The organism is Streptomyces sp. NPDC050423, from assembly GCF_040655445.1.
In the GTDB taxonomy this organism is placed as follows: domain Bacteria; phylum Actinomycetota; class Actinomycetes; order Streptomycetales; family Streptomycetaceae; genus Streptomyces.
In genome coordinates this window covers 1-14,296 of sequence record NZ_JBFAJY010000038.1, presented here as the reverse complement: position 1 = coordinate 14,296, position 14,296 = coordinate 1, and the positions used below count along the sequence as shown (strand labels likewise).

The 14,296-nt window shown below is 69.4% G+C and carries 14 protein-coding genes, 1 tRNA gene and 1 pseudogene; 11 read left to right on the top strand and 5 right to left on the bottom strand.

The features are described 5' to 3' along the window. The first annotated feature begins 294 nt into the window (after positions 1 to 294). Entirely contained in the window at positions 295 to 1,095 is an 801-nt protein-coding gene (locus AB0I52_RS25255) for an IS5 family transposase (RefSeq protein ID WP_363076177.1), read from the top strand. Here AB0I52_RS25255 and AB0I52_RS25250 read toward each other — a convergent pair. Beyond that, positions 1,058 to 1,597: a hypothetical protein gene (locus AB0I52_RS25250; protein WP_363076175.1), complete on the bottom strand. Its 540-nt coding sequence runs from the start codon at positions 1,595 to 1,597 to the stop codon at positions 1,058 to 1,060. The genes AB0I52_RS25255 and AB0I52_RS25250 overlap by 38 nt on opposite strands. A 122-nt stretch (positions 1,598 to 1,719) precedes the next feature. Here AB0I52_RS25250 and AB0I52_RS25245 point away from each other — a divergent pair. Next, a pseudogene (locus AB0I52_RS25245) lies at positions 1,720 to 2,090 on the top strand (permease); the annotation flags it as partial. A gap of 30 nt (positions 2,091 to 2,120) precedes the next feature. Here the strand turns inward: AB0I52_RS25245 and AB0I52_RS25240 are convergent. Further along, positions 2,121 to 3,674: a hypothetical protein gene (locus tag AB0I52_RS25240; protein ID WP_363076173.1), complete on the bottom strand. Its 1,554-nt coding sequence runs from the start codon at positions 3,672 to 3,674 to the stop codon at positions 2,121 to 2,123. A 1,342-nt stretch (positions 3,675 to 5,016) separates the two neighbouring features. Here AB0I52_RS25240 and AB0I52_RS25235 point away from each other — a divergent pair. From AB0I52_RS25235 to AB0I52_RS25215, 5 genes are read left to right on the top strand one after another with little or no spacing between them, the layout of a single operon-like run. After that, positions 5,017 to 5,685, top strand: a complete 669-nt coding sequence (locus AB0I52_RS25235) for a DedA family protein (RefSeq protein WP_363076171.1) — start codon at positions 5,017 to 5,019, stop codon at positions 5,683 to 5,685. Next, a complete protein-coding gene (locus tag AB0I52_RS25230) occupies positions 5,682 to 5,981 on the top strand; it encodes a hypothetical protein (protein ID WP_363076169.1) in 300 nt (99 codons plus the stop codon). The genes AB0I52_RS25235 and AB0I52_RS25230 overlap by 4 nt, the downstream gene beginning before the upstream one ends. Beyond that, entirely contained in the window at positions 5,978 to 6,628 is a 651-nt protein-coding gene (locus tag AB0I52_RS25225) for a phosphatase PAP2 family protein (RefSeq protein ID WP_363076167.1), read from the top strand. The genes AB0I52_RS25230 and AB0I52_RS25225 overlap by 4 nt, the downstream gene beginning before the upstream one ends. Next, the gene (locus AB0I52_RS25220) at positions 6,625 to 7,290 is read left to right on the top strand and encodes a response regulator transcription factor (RefSeq protein WP_363076165.1); all 666 of its coding nucleotides are present in this window, start codon (positions 6,625 to 6,627) and stop codon (positions 7,288 to 7,290) included. The genes AB0I52_RS25225 and AB0I52_RS25220 overlap by 4 nt, the downstream gene beginning before the upstream one ends. Next, a complete protein-coding gene (locus AB0I52_RS25215; protein ID WP_363076163.1) occupies positions 7,287 to 8,642 on the top strand; it encodes a HAMP domain-containing sensor histidine kinase in 1,356 nt (451 codons plus the stop codon). Before AB0I52_RS25220 ends, AB0I52_RS25215 begins: the two co-directional genes overlap by 4 nt. On the opposite strand, the gene AB0I52_RS25210 is transcribed toward AB0I52_RS25215, so the two are convergent. From AB0I52_RS25210 to AB0I52_RS25200, 3 genes are all read right to left on the bottom strand, one after another. After that, complete coding sequence (locus AB0I52_RS25210; RefSeq protein WP_363076161.1) at positions 8,623 to 9,441, bottom strand: hypothetical protein; 819 nt, start codon at positions 9,439 to 9,441, stop codon at positions 8,623 to 8,625. The two genes, AB0I52_RS25215 and AB0I52_RS25210, sit on opposite strands and share 20 nt — an antisense overlap. Positions 9,442 to 9,773: 332 nt before the next feature. Then, a tRNA-Thr gene (locus AB0I52_RS25205) sits at positions 9,774 to 9,847 on the bottom strand. A gap of 71 nt (positions 9,848 to 9,918) precedes the next feature. Then, a complete protein-coding gene (locus AB0I52_RS25200) occupies positions 9,919 to 10,503 on the bottom strand; it encodes a TetR family transcriptional regulator (protein WP_363076159.1) in 585 nt (194 codons plus the stop codon). Between the two features lie 153 nt (positions 10,504 to 10,656). Between AB0I52_RS25200 and AB0I52_RS25195 the strand changes: the two genes are divergently transcribed. The 4 genes from AB0I52_RS25195 (at position 10,657) to AB0I52_RS25180 (ending at position 14,110) form a co-directional block, all read left to right on the top strand. Further along, complete coding sequence (locus AB0I52_RS25195) at positions 10,657 to 11,394, top strand: SDR family oxidoreductase (RefSeq protein ID WP_363076157.1); 738 nt, start codon at positions 10,657 to 10,659, stop codon at positions 11,392 to 11,394. A 204-nt stretch (positions 11,395 to 11,598) separates the two neighbouring features. Continuing rightward, a complete protein-coding gene (gene ugpC, locus AB0I52_RS25190) occupies positions 11,599 to 12,735 on the top strand; it encodes a sn-glycerol-3-phosphate ABC transporter ATP-binding protein UgpC (protein ID WP_363076155.1) in 1,137 nt (378 codons plus the stop codon). Positions 12,736 to 12,949: 214 nt separating this feature from the next. After that, the gene (locus AB0I52_RS25185) at positions 12,950 to 13,363 is read left to right on the top strand and encodes a hypothetical protein (RefSeq protein ID WP_363076153.1); all 414 of its coding nucleotides are present in this window, start codon (positions 12,950 to 12,952) and stop codon (positions 13,361 to 13,363) included. A gap of 36 nt (positions 13,364 to 13,399) precedes the next feature. Next, the gene (locus AB0I52_RS25180) at positions 13,400 to 14,110 is read left to right on the top strand and encodes a nucleotidyltransferase family protein (RefSeq protein ID WP_362959562.1); all 711 of its coding nucleotides are present in this window, start codon (positions 13,400 to 13,402) and stop codon (positions 14,108 to 14,110) included. Positions 14,111 to 14,296 lie beyond the last annotated feature (186 nt).

Sequence of the window (14,296 nt, the reverse complement as noted above, 5' to 3'; positions counted from 1 at the left end):
AATTCCAGGTGGACGGCCGTCTGACCAGTGGCATTCCTGAGAAGCCGTTGTCCTATCGATCTTGAGTGCGGTGTGATCGAAAGTGGCTGTCGGGGCGGGTGAATCTTGCCGTGTCGTGCATGAGGACAGGGCCTCTGGTGCGGTTCGGAGTTGTCGAGACGCCGAGTACGCCAGGAGGCCCTGTTGTCTATGTTGTACGCGGTCGGGGGCGAGGATCTCAACTCGTCGGTTGTGTCGTGCGATTGTCTCGCTCACCGGTTCGGGAACGCGGCTGATCAGCCCGGCCGGAAGCCGGTGTACAGCACGGATCCGACGGATATCGAGTGGCGGGAGATCCGTCCGCTGCTGCCGGTGCCGGGGTGGCTGGAGGGCCGGGGCGGACGTCCGGAGGGCTACTGCCGCCGCCAGATGCTCGATGCTGTCTTTTACGTCCTCGACAACGGGATCAAGTGGCGGGCGATGCCGGTGGACTTCCCCGCCTGGGACCGGGTCTACGCCTTCTTCCGGCGATGGCGCGACGCCGGACTGATCGCCGAGCTCCACGACCGGCTGCGCGGGAAGGTCCGTGAGCGGGCCGGGCGGGAAGCAGAGCCGACGGCCGCGGTCATCGACTCGCAGTCCGTGAAGGCCGACGCGGTCGTCGGCGCCGGCAGCCGGGGCTACGACGGAGGCAAGAAGATCAACGGCAGGCGCCGGCATCTGATCTGCGACACGGTCGGCCTGCTGCTGATGATCAACGCGACCGCGGGCGACGTCACCGACCGCCAGGCGGCCACCGACATGCTGCCCGCCCTGCGCGAGCGGTTCCCCACGATCACCGGACTATGGGCCGACGGCGGCTACACCGGAACCCTGATCACCTGGGCCCTGACCGTCCTGCACCTGGTCGTCACCGTGATCAAACGCAGCGACGACACCTCTGGCTTCGTGGTGCTGCCGCGCAGGTGGGTGGTGGAGCGGACATTCGGCTGGCTGATGCGTTCTCGCCGGCTGGCCCGCGACTACGAGCGGCGGCCCGACACATCCGAGGCGATGATCCTGTGGTCGATGACCATGCTCATGACCCGCCGCCTCGCAGTCCCGGCGCAAGCGTGAACCGCCCCGACGGTTCCTTGACCAGCCAGCCCCGTTCCGCCATCCGAGCCGCCTTCGACCGCACCCCCTCGACCTTCGCCGGCACACGCTCCAGACCGAGCGCCGAAGCGATCTCCCCACAGGCCACCGCCGCCGCAGAGGCGGCCAGCACCCCGACGATCCGCTGATAGTCCGGCGACAGCGCCGACACCTCGACGCCCTCACCCCTGACCGGCACCACCGACCCCGGCACCCTCCCGCCCTTCGGCGTCGGCGTCGGCGTCGGCGTCGGCGCCGGGGCAATGTTCTCCGCAACCGGCACGGCCGTCTCCATAACGTCAGCACCACCGCCCGGACCAGCGAGAACCTCGACGAGAACCTCCCGCGCAGTCACGAACCGTTCCCAGAACAGCTCCGCGTCGCGCAGCTCGGCGAGAACCCGGTCCGCTTCCTCACGCAACACCTCAACCCGCTGCCGGGCACCCCGTTCCCGCTCCTCCAGCAAACCGACCACCGACGGCATCCCTGAACCTCCACGACCAGACCGACACGACGTGTCCTGTCTGCCACAGAACCCGCCACACCATGCCTGACCAGCGGAAAGTCAGCGATCAAGTACGGAAAGACAACAGCTTCTCATGGCTGATCCACGCCGTACTGCGCGCACTGTCGATCGCCGACTCCATGACCTGGGAGACCACCTGGGCGTTGATCCCGGGCTTCGCCTTGTCCGCCGTCGTCCCGGCCGTCGTCCGCAAATCCACCGTCATCTCCCTGCTCGGCGACGACCGCCCCGCGTCCTCGCCATCGCCGCCGGCCTCGGCGCGGCCTCCTCCTCGTGCTCCTACGCCGCCGTGGCGCCGGCCCGGTCGCTGTTCCGTAAGGGCGCGAACTTCACTGCGTCGATGGCTTTCGAGATCGCCTCGACCAATCCGGTCGTCGAACTTGGCGTAACTCCGGCGCTGCTGATGGGCCGGCAGCTCACCGCGGTGGAGTTCGTGGGCGGCCCGTTGCTGGGCCATCCAGTCCGGATGCGTGGTGTGTCTTCAGGCGCAGTCGCTCGGCCGCGGGAAGTGGTAGGCCGAGCCGAGTCGGTAGTCGCCGCGCTTGTGGACGGTGAGCCGGGTCCAGTCGCCGGCACGCTCGATGCATGCGCCCGGTGCGCTGAGCCAAGGAGAGTAGGCGATCCGTACGGTCGCGGTGCCGGCCGAGGGCATCCGTACGATCAGCTCGGCGTCGTTACCGCCCAGCTCGGTCGCGGGGGCAGATACCAGTGGGACGGCGTCCTGTACCCGGTAGATAGCCCACCCGTTGTCCCGCCATACGGGCTTGAGCCAGCCTGGCGGGTTCCTGACGAGGGTGTTCTCGGCGGTTGCGGAACCATCGGGTCGGCCGGCCGGCAGGACAACCAGACCCACCGCCCAACGATCCAGCCAGGCGCGGTACTTCTCGGCCGAGAAGGTGCCGTCGTAGAAGAGACGGCCGCGCTCGACGTCAAGCTGACGGTTCCAGCCGCGTGCCATGTTGATGTGCGGGGCGAGTAGGTACGCCTCGCGGTGGTTGCGGGCGGGAACGACTTCCACGCGGGTCCGGTCCGCTCGCAGCCGGTCGAGCGCGGTGATCACACCGTCAGCATGGCAGGCACAGGACGGTACGGAGTTCGAGGTCACCAAGTCGTCGTGGGTGTTGCTGACCACCCAGCCGGTACAGGAAGCCAAGGCGGCCGCGAGCAAGACGTGGGGCAACGCCTGGCGCGGCGCGCGGACCGGCATGCGGGACAGTAGTGCGGCGAGCAGGACCGGAGGTCCCGCGAAGGCTGCCAGCCGGTCGACGTTGGCCCCTATCGGCGACGCGACCGAGAAGGCCACAACAACGCCCACGGCGTAGACGATCGCTGCGTACCGCACCAACTGCCAGCCCCGTGGGGCAGCCCACCACAGGACCGCGCAGAGGATCAGCGGCATCCACACCTTGTGCAGGGGCATGGGCTGTTCGCCATGGAAGGGGAAGAGCAACGTGACCGCACCGGTCAGCAGAAGAAGCGGAACGATCAGTACGGCTGCCTTCATCCACTGCCGGTCCAGCAGATACGCGGCGCCGGCCACCACGAGGAAGGCTCCCGCGACCGGACTCGCGAGCGTGCTGAGACCCGCCAGCACGCCGCCGGCCACGCGCGCCGCACTCCGATCCGAGGAGAGGAGCGTGAGCAGTGACAGCAAGCCCAGGGCCGCGCCCAGCGCGAACGTGGTCCGCCCGGATGCCACGTTGCACCACAGCGCGAGCGCCCCCAGCAGCGCCGGCCACTCTGCACACCGGACCTTCGCCCGGACGAACAGGGCGGCCATGACCCATGTCCCGGCCAGTCCGGCGGCCACGGAGACCGTTCTGACGCCGAAAAGCGCCATCGCCGCGGGGGCGAGGACGCTGTAGTTGAAGATGTGTATACCGCCGTACCACGACAGGTTGTACGCCGAGCCGGGATGGCGTGCCATGAACTGGGCCCAGGCCAATTGAGCGGCCAGGTCGCCCCCTCCGCCGGCGAGGAGCTCGGCCCACCACACGTAGAAGGGAAGCGCGACCGCGGTTACGACGAGCGGCACACGCCACCTTGAAGCCGGGGAGCCGGCCGCGGCAGAGCTGAGGGGAGTTGCCGGGTGGCCGGCATCCGGTTCCGGATTGTCTGTTCCCAGCCCGGAGGCGACGTCCTCGGCTGCGCGTCCGGTTGCCAATTCGGACCTGGAACTTCCCTCAGGCCTGATACCGAGCGCCAGTTCACTTTTTGACGCTTCGTCTCCCATGTGCACCGGCATGAGACTAATAGCGCTTCGTCACCCAGAGCGACTACTGCCCTTGCCGGGCGCGTCGATGGGTGAGGCTCGCGGCCTCGAGAGCGAGCTCGGCAGGCCTGCAGCAGTGCATCGCCCTCATAGAGCGATGCCGGCGTGGAACGCGGCAGGCGCACCGTGCTGAAGTCACGCGGCCTTCGGCCGTGGCCTCCGCTCGGACCGGGGCGGCTTGGCTGCCTGCCGCGGGGATGCAGATGTTCCTGCGCCGCGTGCTGCCCGTGGTATCGAGGTAGGCCCGGACCGGACACGTGTCTGCCGTGCAGCCGGTGCCGGTCGGCAGGCTCACCGGATCGGCCCCGAAGAGCCGCGCGCCGGCACCGCCGTGCAACCGAGCGGTGAAGTTCTACATCCCCTGGAGTGCCCGGTCCATGAACGTCTTCTCCCCGACGTCGTCGGGGCGGTTGCCGGCGGTCACCAGTATCCCCGGGCCACCGGACCGTTCACTGAAACAGGCCCATGCGAGCACGCCCTCGTTCGAGCCGTCGCTGACCACCGATGAAGGCCCCGAAAGTATCTGGAACCGCAGATACCGGCCTACTTCGGGCGGCTGTCCTCACCGCCTTCGGCGGCCTTGCAGATCGGCGGGTCAGCGCGGCACGGTGGTTGGGAACGAGCGCAGCAGGGGGCCAATGTCCTGCCCTGCCCTGCCGGTATCAGCGAGGCAGATGCGCGACCCCTTCGGCTACCGCGGCCTCAGTCTGTGGCCGGCCAGTTGCGTAGCCGACCACTGTCACGTGAAGCGGATCACTACGCGCCAGGCCGACCTGGACTCGGCCCCGGCTGCCCACCCCGCGCACGACCCGGCGCATTTGGCGGGCTTGGGCCGCGGCTGGGCTGGGCTGAACGGTTCCCGCAGTTCCTCACGGGGATCGGGGGCCAGGACGTCCACTTCATCCGCTCGTTCAAGGTCGGCGCACCCACTCTGCCGTGTTGCCCCTGGCCGACGGCCGGGGTTCTCTCCACTCGGCGGCACCCTCCCGTCATGCTGTTCTCTCACCTCCAGACGGTCTACAGTCCTGTAGACCGTCTACGTGATTGTCGTCGCCCGGTTGTTCCAGCCCGGCTGCCCCCTGCCCGTATTCAGTGAGAGGCCACCATGGCCGTATCCGTCTTCGCCGCGTCTCCACTCGCGGTGAACCTCCTCGATGCCCAGTCGCTGCTGGCGGCCTTCGGCGTCCTGGGCGTCGCGGTGGTGCTGTTCGCCGAGACCGGGCTGCTGGTCGGTTTCTTCCTGCCCGGCGACTCCCTGCTCTTCACCGCAGGCTTGCTGTGCGCGGGCACCGCGGACAAGGCTGCGACGCTGTCCCTGCCCTGGGTCCTCGTCGCCGCGGCAGGCGGTGCGCTGGCCGGAGCCCAGTGCGGGTACCTCCTCGGGCGCCGGGCGGGCGGAGCGGCCCTCTCCCGTAGTAGTTCCAAGCGCCTGCACGAGGGCGCCGAGCGCGCCGAGGAACTACTGAAGCGGTATGGCCACGCCAAAGCGATCGTGCTGGCCCGTTTCGTCCCGGTTGTGCGCACGGTCCTGAACCCGCTCGCCGGCGCGTTGAACGTTCCGGTCCGGGTCTTCACCGTCTGGCAGGTCGCCGGCGGCCTGGTCTGGACGGTCGGCCTGGTCCTGGCCGGATACGCCCTCGGCTCCTCCATTCCCAACGTCGACCGCTATCTGCTGCCGATCATCGCCCTGATCGTCATTGTGTCCCTGCTGCCGCTGGCAGCCGGGCTACTCCGTTCCCGGCGGGCGGCGAAGCGCCGCGATGAGACGCCTTGACGAATCTCGCGTACGACGGTTCGGCCAACGACGGATCCATCTGCCTCAGGGCTGTCGACCTCGCTCTCCGCGCGCCCAGCTGGGTCGATAACCCGATCACCGGTTGGTCGGCGTACAGGCTGGGAGTGTTCGCACTGGCGATGCTCGTCGCGTGGCGGCAGGGCCACGTCGCCTTGACCGCAGCGGGTCTGATAGCGGCCTCCCGGGTGTGGGTGGGCGGGCACTACCCGCACGGCGTCCGTCTCGGCGCCCGGCTGAAGGACGGCGCGCTGTGTCCACTGTTGGCCGCGGCGTGACCCGTCGCCAAACGCCCGCACGCCTGTGCGGCTGGGCGGCCCTGACCGCCGCGGCGGCCTTTGCCCTCCTCACCGTGGCGGTGCTCCACGCGCCGCACGAGATGCTGCCCGGCGACGCGGCGCTGCATCACTGGTCCCTGACGCACCGACCCGGTGCCGCGGTTGCCATTTCCCGCGCGGTCACCGCTACCGGCACCGGAGTCATCCCCTTCACCGCGGTCATCCTGGCGGGCCTGTCCGTGGGCGGCACCACAAGGCGGCGCGTCATCACGGCCGCCGCACTGGCGCTTTGCCTCGGCTCCGCGCAGGCGCTGCGCTACGCGGTCATGACGCTGGTCGCACGACCCAGGCCACCTCTCGCCGACTGGGCGACGCAGGCCTCGGGGTGGTCCTTCCCGTCAGGCCATGCCACGACCGGCGCGATGACTGCGGGGCTCCTGATCGCCGCCCTCTTCCTGCGGGGTCCGCGCATTCCGCGTCCGGCCGCCGTCCTGATCGGCGTCTGGGGCGCGGCCGTCGGACTGACGCGGGTCTACCTCGGCGTGCACTGGTTCAGCGACGTCATCAGCGGCTGGCTCTTCGCCGCCGCATGGCTGGCGCCGGCCGCCTGTGCGTACCTGCTGTGCAGGCGGGGGACGGTACGGTGACACGTTGCCGCGTCCTCGTCGTGGAGGACGACCACGCCCTGCGCGACGTACTCCTGCGTGGCCTGCGGGACGAGGGTTTCGACGCGGTGCCCGCCCAGGACGGTGCGAGCGCAATGCGCCTGGCCGCCCAAGGCTTCGACGCGGTCGTGTTGGACGTCGGACTGCCGGATGCGGACGGCCGTGACGTGTGCCAAGCGCTGCGGGCCAACGGATACTTCGCCCCCGTCGTGTTTCTCACGGCCCACCACACCATCGTCGACCGGCTCACCGGGTTCTCCGCGGGTGGTGACGACTACCTGGCCAAGCCGTTCCACCTCGCTGAGCTTGCCGCCCGCCTGCGGGCGGCCCTCAGAAGGGCGGGCCCCAAGGCTCCGGCCGTGGCAGGGGACCTGGTGCTCGACCCGGTGGGCTTCACGTGCACCGTCGCTGGGCAACCCGTTGACCTCACCCCGACCGAGTTCCGGCTGCTGGCCGCCCTCATCGCCTCGGCCGGGGGCCTCGTACAGCGCCGGGCGCTGGTCCGGGCGGGCTGGCCGGAGGGGGCGCGGGTCACCGACAACACCCTCGACCAGTACCTGAGCCGCCTGCGCCGCAAACTCCGTATTGCGGGCAGCGCACTGACAATCACGACCAGCCGCGGAATGGGGCACCGACTCTCGTGACGATCCTCCGGCGCCGGACCGGGCCCCGCACCTTGCGCGGGCGGCTCGCCCTGGTTGCCGTATTCGCCGCGGCGCTCGTGGTGCTGGCACTGACCGTTGCCTTCAACGGCGTAGTCCGCCAGCGGCTCCAGCAGCAGGCCGACGACCACCTCCGTACCCGGGCCGCCGCTGTCGCTGCGACCGTGGACACCACGGGCACCTCGGCCCGCGTCGTGGAAGTCCCGCACGACGACCTGCTCGACACCGACGTGTGGATCTACGCCGGGTCCCAGCGGATCGAAGCGCCTCCCGCTGCCGTTGACGGGCCGCTTGCCCGTGCCGCCGACGCCCTCGCCGCCGGCGGCGGCAGCCGCTGCGTCACCCTGGACGGCGACGAACCGATACGGCTGTGCACCCAGCCCGTCCCCGGCCCCGGGCTTTCCCGGGCCGCCGTGGTCACGGCACTCGGTCTCGCCCCCTACCGCAGCTCCGCGGACACCGTGTTGCACTCGTCCCTCACGCTGGACGCGGCCATGCTCGCCTGCACCTACGTCCTGACCCGCCTCGCCGTGGGCCGCGCACTGCGACCCGTACAGACCATGACCGACCAGGCCACCACATGGAGCGCGCCGGCCGCCGACGGCCGCTTCGGCCACAGCACCCGGCCGGCTGAACTCGCACGGCTGGGAGCCTCCTTGGACGCACTGCTGGACCGTATCCGGGCGGGGCTGCGCCACGAACAGCAGCTGACCAGGGAGCTGTCACACGAACTACGCAACCCGCTCGCCCGGATCATCGCCGAACTCGACTGGTGGCGCAGCCGCCCCCGCTCCGCGGACGAGACGGAACTCGCCTGCGCGGCGATCGCCGACGCCGCACAGTCGATGCGGACGATCTGCGACACCCTGCTTGACGACGCCTGTGGTGCGGCCACTGTGCTGCCCGGCACCGCCGAGATACTGCCCGCCCTGCTCCGCCTCGTAGACCGTTCCTCCGCACCCGGGATGATCGAGGTCACGGTCATGGACCAGGGCCTGACGACGGGCGTACCGGCCGCCCTGCTCGAACGTACAGTGAGCCCGCTGCTGGACAACGCCCTGCGTTACGCCCACTCCAGCGTCTGGATCGTGGCCCGTAGGCAGGAGGGGAGTGTGGTCGTCGAGGTGACCGACGACGGCCCGGGCGTACCGCCGTCCTTCACCCCGGACCTCTTCCGTCCGGGACGGCGTGCCGAGCCCGGCGACGGACACAGCGGAGCGGGCCTGGGGCTGCCGCTCGCTCAACGCCTCGCCCGCTCCGCCGACGGAGACGTGACACATGACGAACACCTCAGCCCCGGGACCCGGTTCGTCGTCACACTGCCGGCCGGCTGACCTGCTCCCGCTCGGTCACATCGCGACGCGACACGGCCAGGAACACCACCAGAGCGAGGATCACGACAAGGAACAGCACACTCGTCATCACTGTCCCCAGGGCCAGGCCGCCCTCGTCGGCCGGCTGCGACAGGTAGTCACCGACCGACGCGCCCAGCGGCCGGGTGAGGACGTAGACCGTCCAGAAGCTCAGCACCGCGCCCAGCCCCATGGCGTAGCGCGCCAGGGCGACCGCCGCGATCGCCAGGCCGAACAGCAGGGCTGCCACCCAGTACCCCAGGGACAGTTGCTCCGCCAGCAGGTCACCGACGGCCGTACCCAGAGCGAAGGTGAGCAGCACCGCCACCCAGTAGAACGCCTCGCGGCGCGCCGAGTCGACGCGGCGGATGGACAGAGTCCCCTCGCTCGTGAACCAGATGAGGAATGCGGCCGTCAGCGCCACTGCGAACACGGCGGTCGTGGTCTGTAGCGGCACACCCAGGTTGTCTGTGAGGTTGTCGGTGATCAGAGTGCCCACGATGCTGACCAGCACGACGACCAGCCAGTAGATCGCGGGCCGGTAGGCGCTGGTGCGCAATTGCGCGATCAGGGCCACGATCAGAAGGACGCTCATTACCAGGGAGGTGCCGGTCAGCCCCATGCCCAGCTGACCGTCGAGGAAGTCCGCCGCGGTCTCGCCCACCGTGGTGCACAGCACCTTGATCACCCAGAAGTACGCCGTGATCTCGGGGACCTTGTTCCAGGGCACCCGGGCCGTGCCACTGTCGGAGGCAGGGGGATACTGCGTCTCATATGTCATGCCGCCAGACGTTGCCAGGCCCAACCTGAACACATCCTGAGCGCGTATACCCCCGGCACACTCATGCGGCCCGGCAAGACCGCTGCGCTGACGCCCCCCCAAGGCCGCACGACAAGGCACGGCTCGTAGGGATGAACAACAACCAGACTGCCGTCCGCCCACCACCATCGTCGCGTCCGGCCACCGCAGCTGCACGCCATTTGCACGATTGGCCACCGGTCGGCCACCAGGGGACGCCCGGCGGAGCCGCTGGGGCTGGCACATCGACAGGATTAAGGTAACGAAATGAGAAAAACCCCAGGTCACTGACTATGTGACCTGGGGTTCCACCGAGCCCCCTATCGGATTCGAACCGATGACCTACGCATTACAAGTGCGTTGCTCTGGCCAACTGAGCTAAGGAGGCACCGCGCACGCCGAAGGCACGCGCGCGAGCCCTCACTCTACACAGCGCCCCTCTGGCCCATCCACGACGTTTCACCCCTGCTCACGGGGTACGGATCGCAGCCCGTCCAGGGTGAGGTCAAGGAGGCGTTCGGCCTGTTCCCGCTGCTCGGGGCCGCCCGAGGAGAGGGCGATTCCGGCGAGGGCTGCGAACATGTCCGTCGCGCTGATGTCGGACCGGATCACACCGGCCGCGGTACCGGCGTCCATGAGGGACGACAGGGCCTCCTGGATCATCCGGTGGCTGTCGGCGTAGGGGTTGACACCGGAGGCGACGACGGCGCGGAGCGCCTCGGCCATGCCGCGTTTGGCGGTGGCGTAGTCGATGAAGCCGCGCGTCCAGGCCCGCAGCGCCTCGCCTGGTTCCATGGCCGCCAGGAGCGCGGGGACGGAGTCGCACAGGCGGGACACCTCGTTGCGGTACGCCGCCTCGATCAGGGCCTCCCGGGTGGGGAAGTTGCGGTAGAGGGTGCCGGTCCCCACGCCCGCCTCCCGGGCGACGCGCTCGAAGTGCGCGTCCAGCCCCTCCTCCGTGAACACGCGTACCGCCGCGGCCAGGATCTTGTCCCGGTTGCGTTGTGCGTCGGCCCTCAGCGGGCGTTCTGCGGCTGGGGTCATCAGCGGCTCTCCCTCACTCTCCACTTGCCAAGTGGCGGCGCCTCCACTTAACGTGAAGAAAGTGGCGGCGCCTCCACTTTCACTGTAGGGCAATGACCAGGGCGACGGCCCCAGCCTGCCCTCACCCCACTTTCTCCGGAAGGACAGCCGATCATGTCGGGAATCGAAGGCAAGGTCGTGGCCATCACCGGCGCCGGCAGCGGCATCGGTGAAGCGACAGCACTCCTGCTCGCCGCCCGCGGTGCGAAGGTCGTGCTCGGAGCACGCCGCCCCGAGCGCCTGGCGGCCCTGGCCGCCCGTATCGAGGAAGCCGGCGGAGAAGCCGCCTGGGCCCGCACGGATGTGAAGAGGCGCGCGGACCTGACCGCCCTCGTCGCTCTGGCACGCGAACGGTTCGGCAAGCTCGACGTCCTCGTCAGCAATGCCGGGGTGGGCCCGATCTCCCCTCTCGACGACCTCCGCGTCGAGGAATGGGAGGAGATGATCGACGTCAACCTCAAGGGCGTGCTGTACGGGATCGCCGCCGCACTGCCCGTGTTCCGGGAGCAGGGCTTCGGCCACTTCGTCAACACGGTGTCCACCGCGGGGCTGCGCATCGTCCCCCTCCAGGCGGTCTACGCCGGCACGAAGAACGCGGTCCGCACCATCTCCGAGGGGCTGCGCCAGGAGGCCGGCGACAGCCTGCGCGTCACCGTCGTCTCACCGGGCTTCGTCCGTACGGAGTTCGCGGACTCCGTGCCCGACCCCGGGGTCAGGGCCCAAGTCGCCGACAGGATGGAGAAGATCGCGATCCCGCCGGAGGCGGTGGCCCGTGCGATCGCCTTCGCCGTCGAGCAGCCGGACGGCGTCGACGTGGGCGACATCGTCGTCCGCCCCACCGCTCAGGACTAGGGCGTGTTTCGAAAGTCCCGCCTGCCCGAGGGGCCTCCCGCCCGGATCCCGCCTGATCATGCAGGGGGATATTCATGGCCCAAGAACTACTGACAGATTCGAAATGGCCGGGTAGCGTCGCTGAAGGTTCACTCAAGTGGACCAGACCACTCCCTTACAACGGATCGTCCGGCACGTTCCTGCCGGTGAAGGAGAAGCATCAGCATGGCCAGTGTCACGTTCGACAAGGCGTCCCGCGTATACCCCGGCTCCACGAAGCCCGCGGTTGATCAGCTCGAGATCGACATCGCGGACGGCGAGTTCCTCGTCCTCGTCGGTCCCTCCGGTTGTGGCAAGTCGACCTCCCTGCGCATGCTCGCGGGTCTCGAGGACGTCAACGGCGGCGCGATCCGCATCGGTGACCGCGACGTCACGCACCTGCCGCCGAAGGACCGGGACATCGCGATGGTGTTCCAGAACTACGCGCTCTACCCGCACATGTCCGTCGCGGACAACATGGGCTTCGCGCTGAAGATCGCCGGTATCAACAAGACCGAGATCCGGGCGAAGGTCGAAGAGGCCGCCAAGATGCTGGACCTCTCCGACTACCTCGACCGCAAGCCGAAGGCGCTCTCCGGTGGTCAGCGTCAGCGTGTCGCGATGGGCCGCGCCATCGTCCGTGAGCCGCAGGTCTTCCTCATGGACGAGCCGCTGTCGAACCTCGACGCCAAGCTCCGCGTCTCCACCCGTACACAGATCGCCTCGCTCCAGCGCCGCCTGGGCATCACGACCGTGTACGTCACCCACGACCAGGTCGAGGCCCTGACCATGGGTGACCGCGTCGCGGTCCTCAAGGACGGTCTGCTCCAGCAGGTCGACTCGCCGCGCAACATGTACGACAAGCCGGCGAACCTCTTCGTGGCCGGCTTCATCGGCTCCCCGGCGATGAACCTCATCGAGGTCCCGATCACCGACGGTGGCGTGAAGTTCGGCAACAGCGTCGTCCCGGTCTCCCGTGCCGCGCTCACCGCCGCCGCGGACCGCGGCGACACGACCGTCACGGTCGGCATCCGCCCCGAGCACTTCGACATCGTCGAGCACGGCGGCGCCGCCGCGAAGTCCCTCACCAAGGACTCCGCCGACGCCCCGGCCGGCCTGGCCGTCTCGGTCAACGTCGTCGAGGAGCTCGGCGCCGACGGCTTCGTCTACGGCTCCGCCCAGGTCGGCGAGCAGGACAAGGACCTCGTCGTCCGCGTCGGCGGCCGCGCGGTCCCGGAGAAGGGCACCAAGCTGCACGTCGTGCCCCGCCCGGACGAGCTGCACGTCTTCGCGAGCTCGACCGGTGAGCGTCTCACCGACTGATTTCGCACCGCCCGCTGCACGACGTCGGCCCCGCACGTTCTCCGTGCGGGGCCGACGCGCGTTCAGGGGGTTTGGGCGGCGGACGTCAAATTCCCCGGCACAACGGTCATTTCGCTCCAGTTCGTCAACACGGGATTCGAAAAACACTCTCGAACCATCCCTCGCGAGAGTGACACAATGTCGCCAAATCATCACTGCCCGCTACGCTCACTGCGTGACCCACTCCGCGCGCCGCATCGGCCGAACTCTCGCTCTCGTACTGCCTGTCGTCATGGTCCTGTCCGGGACCCTCGCGGTCACCCGCGTGCCGTGGGCAGCGCACAACTCCGACTCCCAGGTACTGACCGCGTCGGCCCAGACCCTCTCCAAGCGGGCCAAGCCGCGCACCACGCAGGACATTCTGCGCGACAAGCTCCTCCTGGAGCTCCAGGAGAAGGACCCCGCCGCCGCGTTGACGGATCTTCAGCGTGCCGTCGAGGGGCGTCCGTCGCTCGCGAGGCACTGCATGTCGATCGCGAAGGCCCTGGGCAAGGCAGCGGTCGAGCAGTACGGTCCGACGCGGGCGCACCGGTTCTCGCGTCCCGTCTGCGACACGTCGTTCGCCTCGGGTGTCGCGCAGTTCAGCTGACCGGACCCGCGCGGGGCACGGCATATCGTGCCTGACATGCATACGTTTCCGACGCAGGCCGTGATCCTGGCAGGTGGCCAGGGGTCACGGCTGCGCCCGTACACCGATGACCGCCCCAAGCCGATGGTCGAGATCCCGGGTACCGGGACTCCGATCATCGGCCATCAGCTTTCCTGGCTGGCCGCCGAGGGCGTGACCGATGCCGTGGTGTCGTGCGGGCATCTGGCCGAGGTGCTGCAGGAGTGGCTGGACGCGGCGGTGCTGCCGCTGCGGGTCACGACGGTGGTGGAGTCCGAACCGCTGGGTCGCGGCGGCGGGCTGAAGTACGCGGCGGCCCGGCTGCCCGATCCGGAGCAGCCCTGGTACGCGACCAATGGTGACATCTGGACGCGGTTCTCGTTGCGTGAGATGGCCGCGTTCCACGCGGAGCGCGATGCGACCGCGACGCTGGCGCTGGCCCGTCCCCGGATTCCGTGGGGCGCGGTGGAGACGGACGCGTTCGGGCACATCACCGACTTCATCGAGTCTCCGCCGTCGCCCTATCTGATCAATGCGGGGGTGTACGTGTTCTCCCCGGCGTTCACGGCGATGTTGCCGGACCGCGGTGATCATGAGCGCACGACGTTCCCGCGGCTGGCGCGGGAGCGCAGGCTGGCCGGGTATCCGTTGCCGCACGGGGCCTACTGGCGCGCCATCGACACCGCCAAGGACCTGACGGAGGCGGCGAAGGAGCTGGACGGGCGGTAGGAGCCGCCCGGTCGCCCCGGGGGCCGTCGTCCGCCCTCCCCTCCCGGAGGCGTCCTCCCCCTCCCCTGATTCGCCCACCGCACACGCACGCGAGAGGGGCGGGCACCGGATCCGACGACCGCGGTCGGCCAGCCGCAGCCGGGCCGCCGGGCGGGACGTGAGGTGGGCGACGCACTCCTCCAGCGA

What these genes read in the sequence shown, in the direction of transcription:
- AB0I52_RS25250 (WP_363076175.1), bottom strand. Translation starts at nt 1,597, where the DNA reads ATGCCGTCGGTGGTCGGTTTGCTGGAGGAGCGGGAACGGGGTGCCCGG.
- AB0I52_RS25235 (WP_363076171.1), top strand. Translation starts at nt 5,017, where the DNA reads ATGGCCGTATCCGTCTTCGCCGCGTCTCCACTCGCGGTGAACCTCCTC.
- AB0I52_RS25210 (WP_363076161.1), bottom strand. Translation starts at nt 9,441, where the DNA reads ATGACATATGAGACGCAGTATCCCCCTGCCTCCGACAGTGGCACGGCC.
- AB0I52_RS25200 (WP_363076159.1), bottom strand. Translation starts at nt 10,503, where the DNA reads ATGACCCCAGCCGCAGAACGCCCGCTGAGGGCCGACGCACAACGCAAC.
- AB0I52_RS25195 (WP_363076157.1), top strand. Translation starts at nt 10,657, where the DNA reads ATGTCGGGAATCGAAGGCAAGGTCGTGGCCATCACCGGCGCCGGCAGC.
- ugpC (WP_363076155.1), top strand. Translation starts at nt 11,599, where the DNA reads ATGGCCAGTGTCACGTTCGACAAGGCGTCCCGCGTATACCCCGGCTCC.
- AB0I52_RS25180 (WP_362959562.1), top strand. Translation starts at nt 13,400, where the DNA reads ATGCATACGTTTCCGACGCAGGCCGTGATCCTGGCAGGTGGCCAGGGG.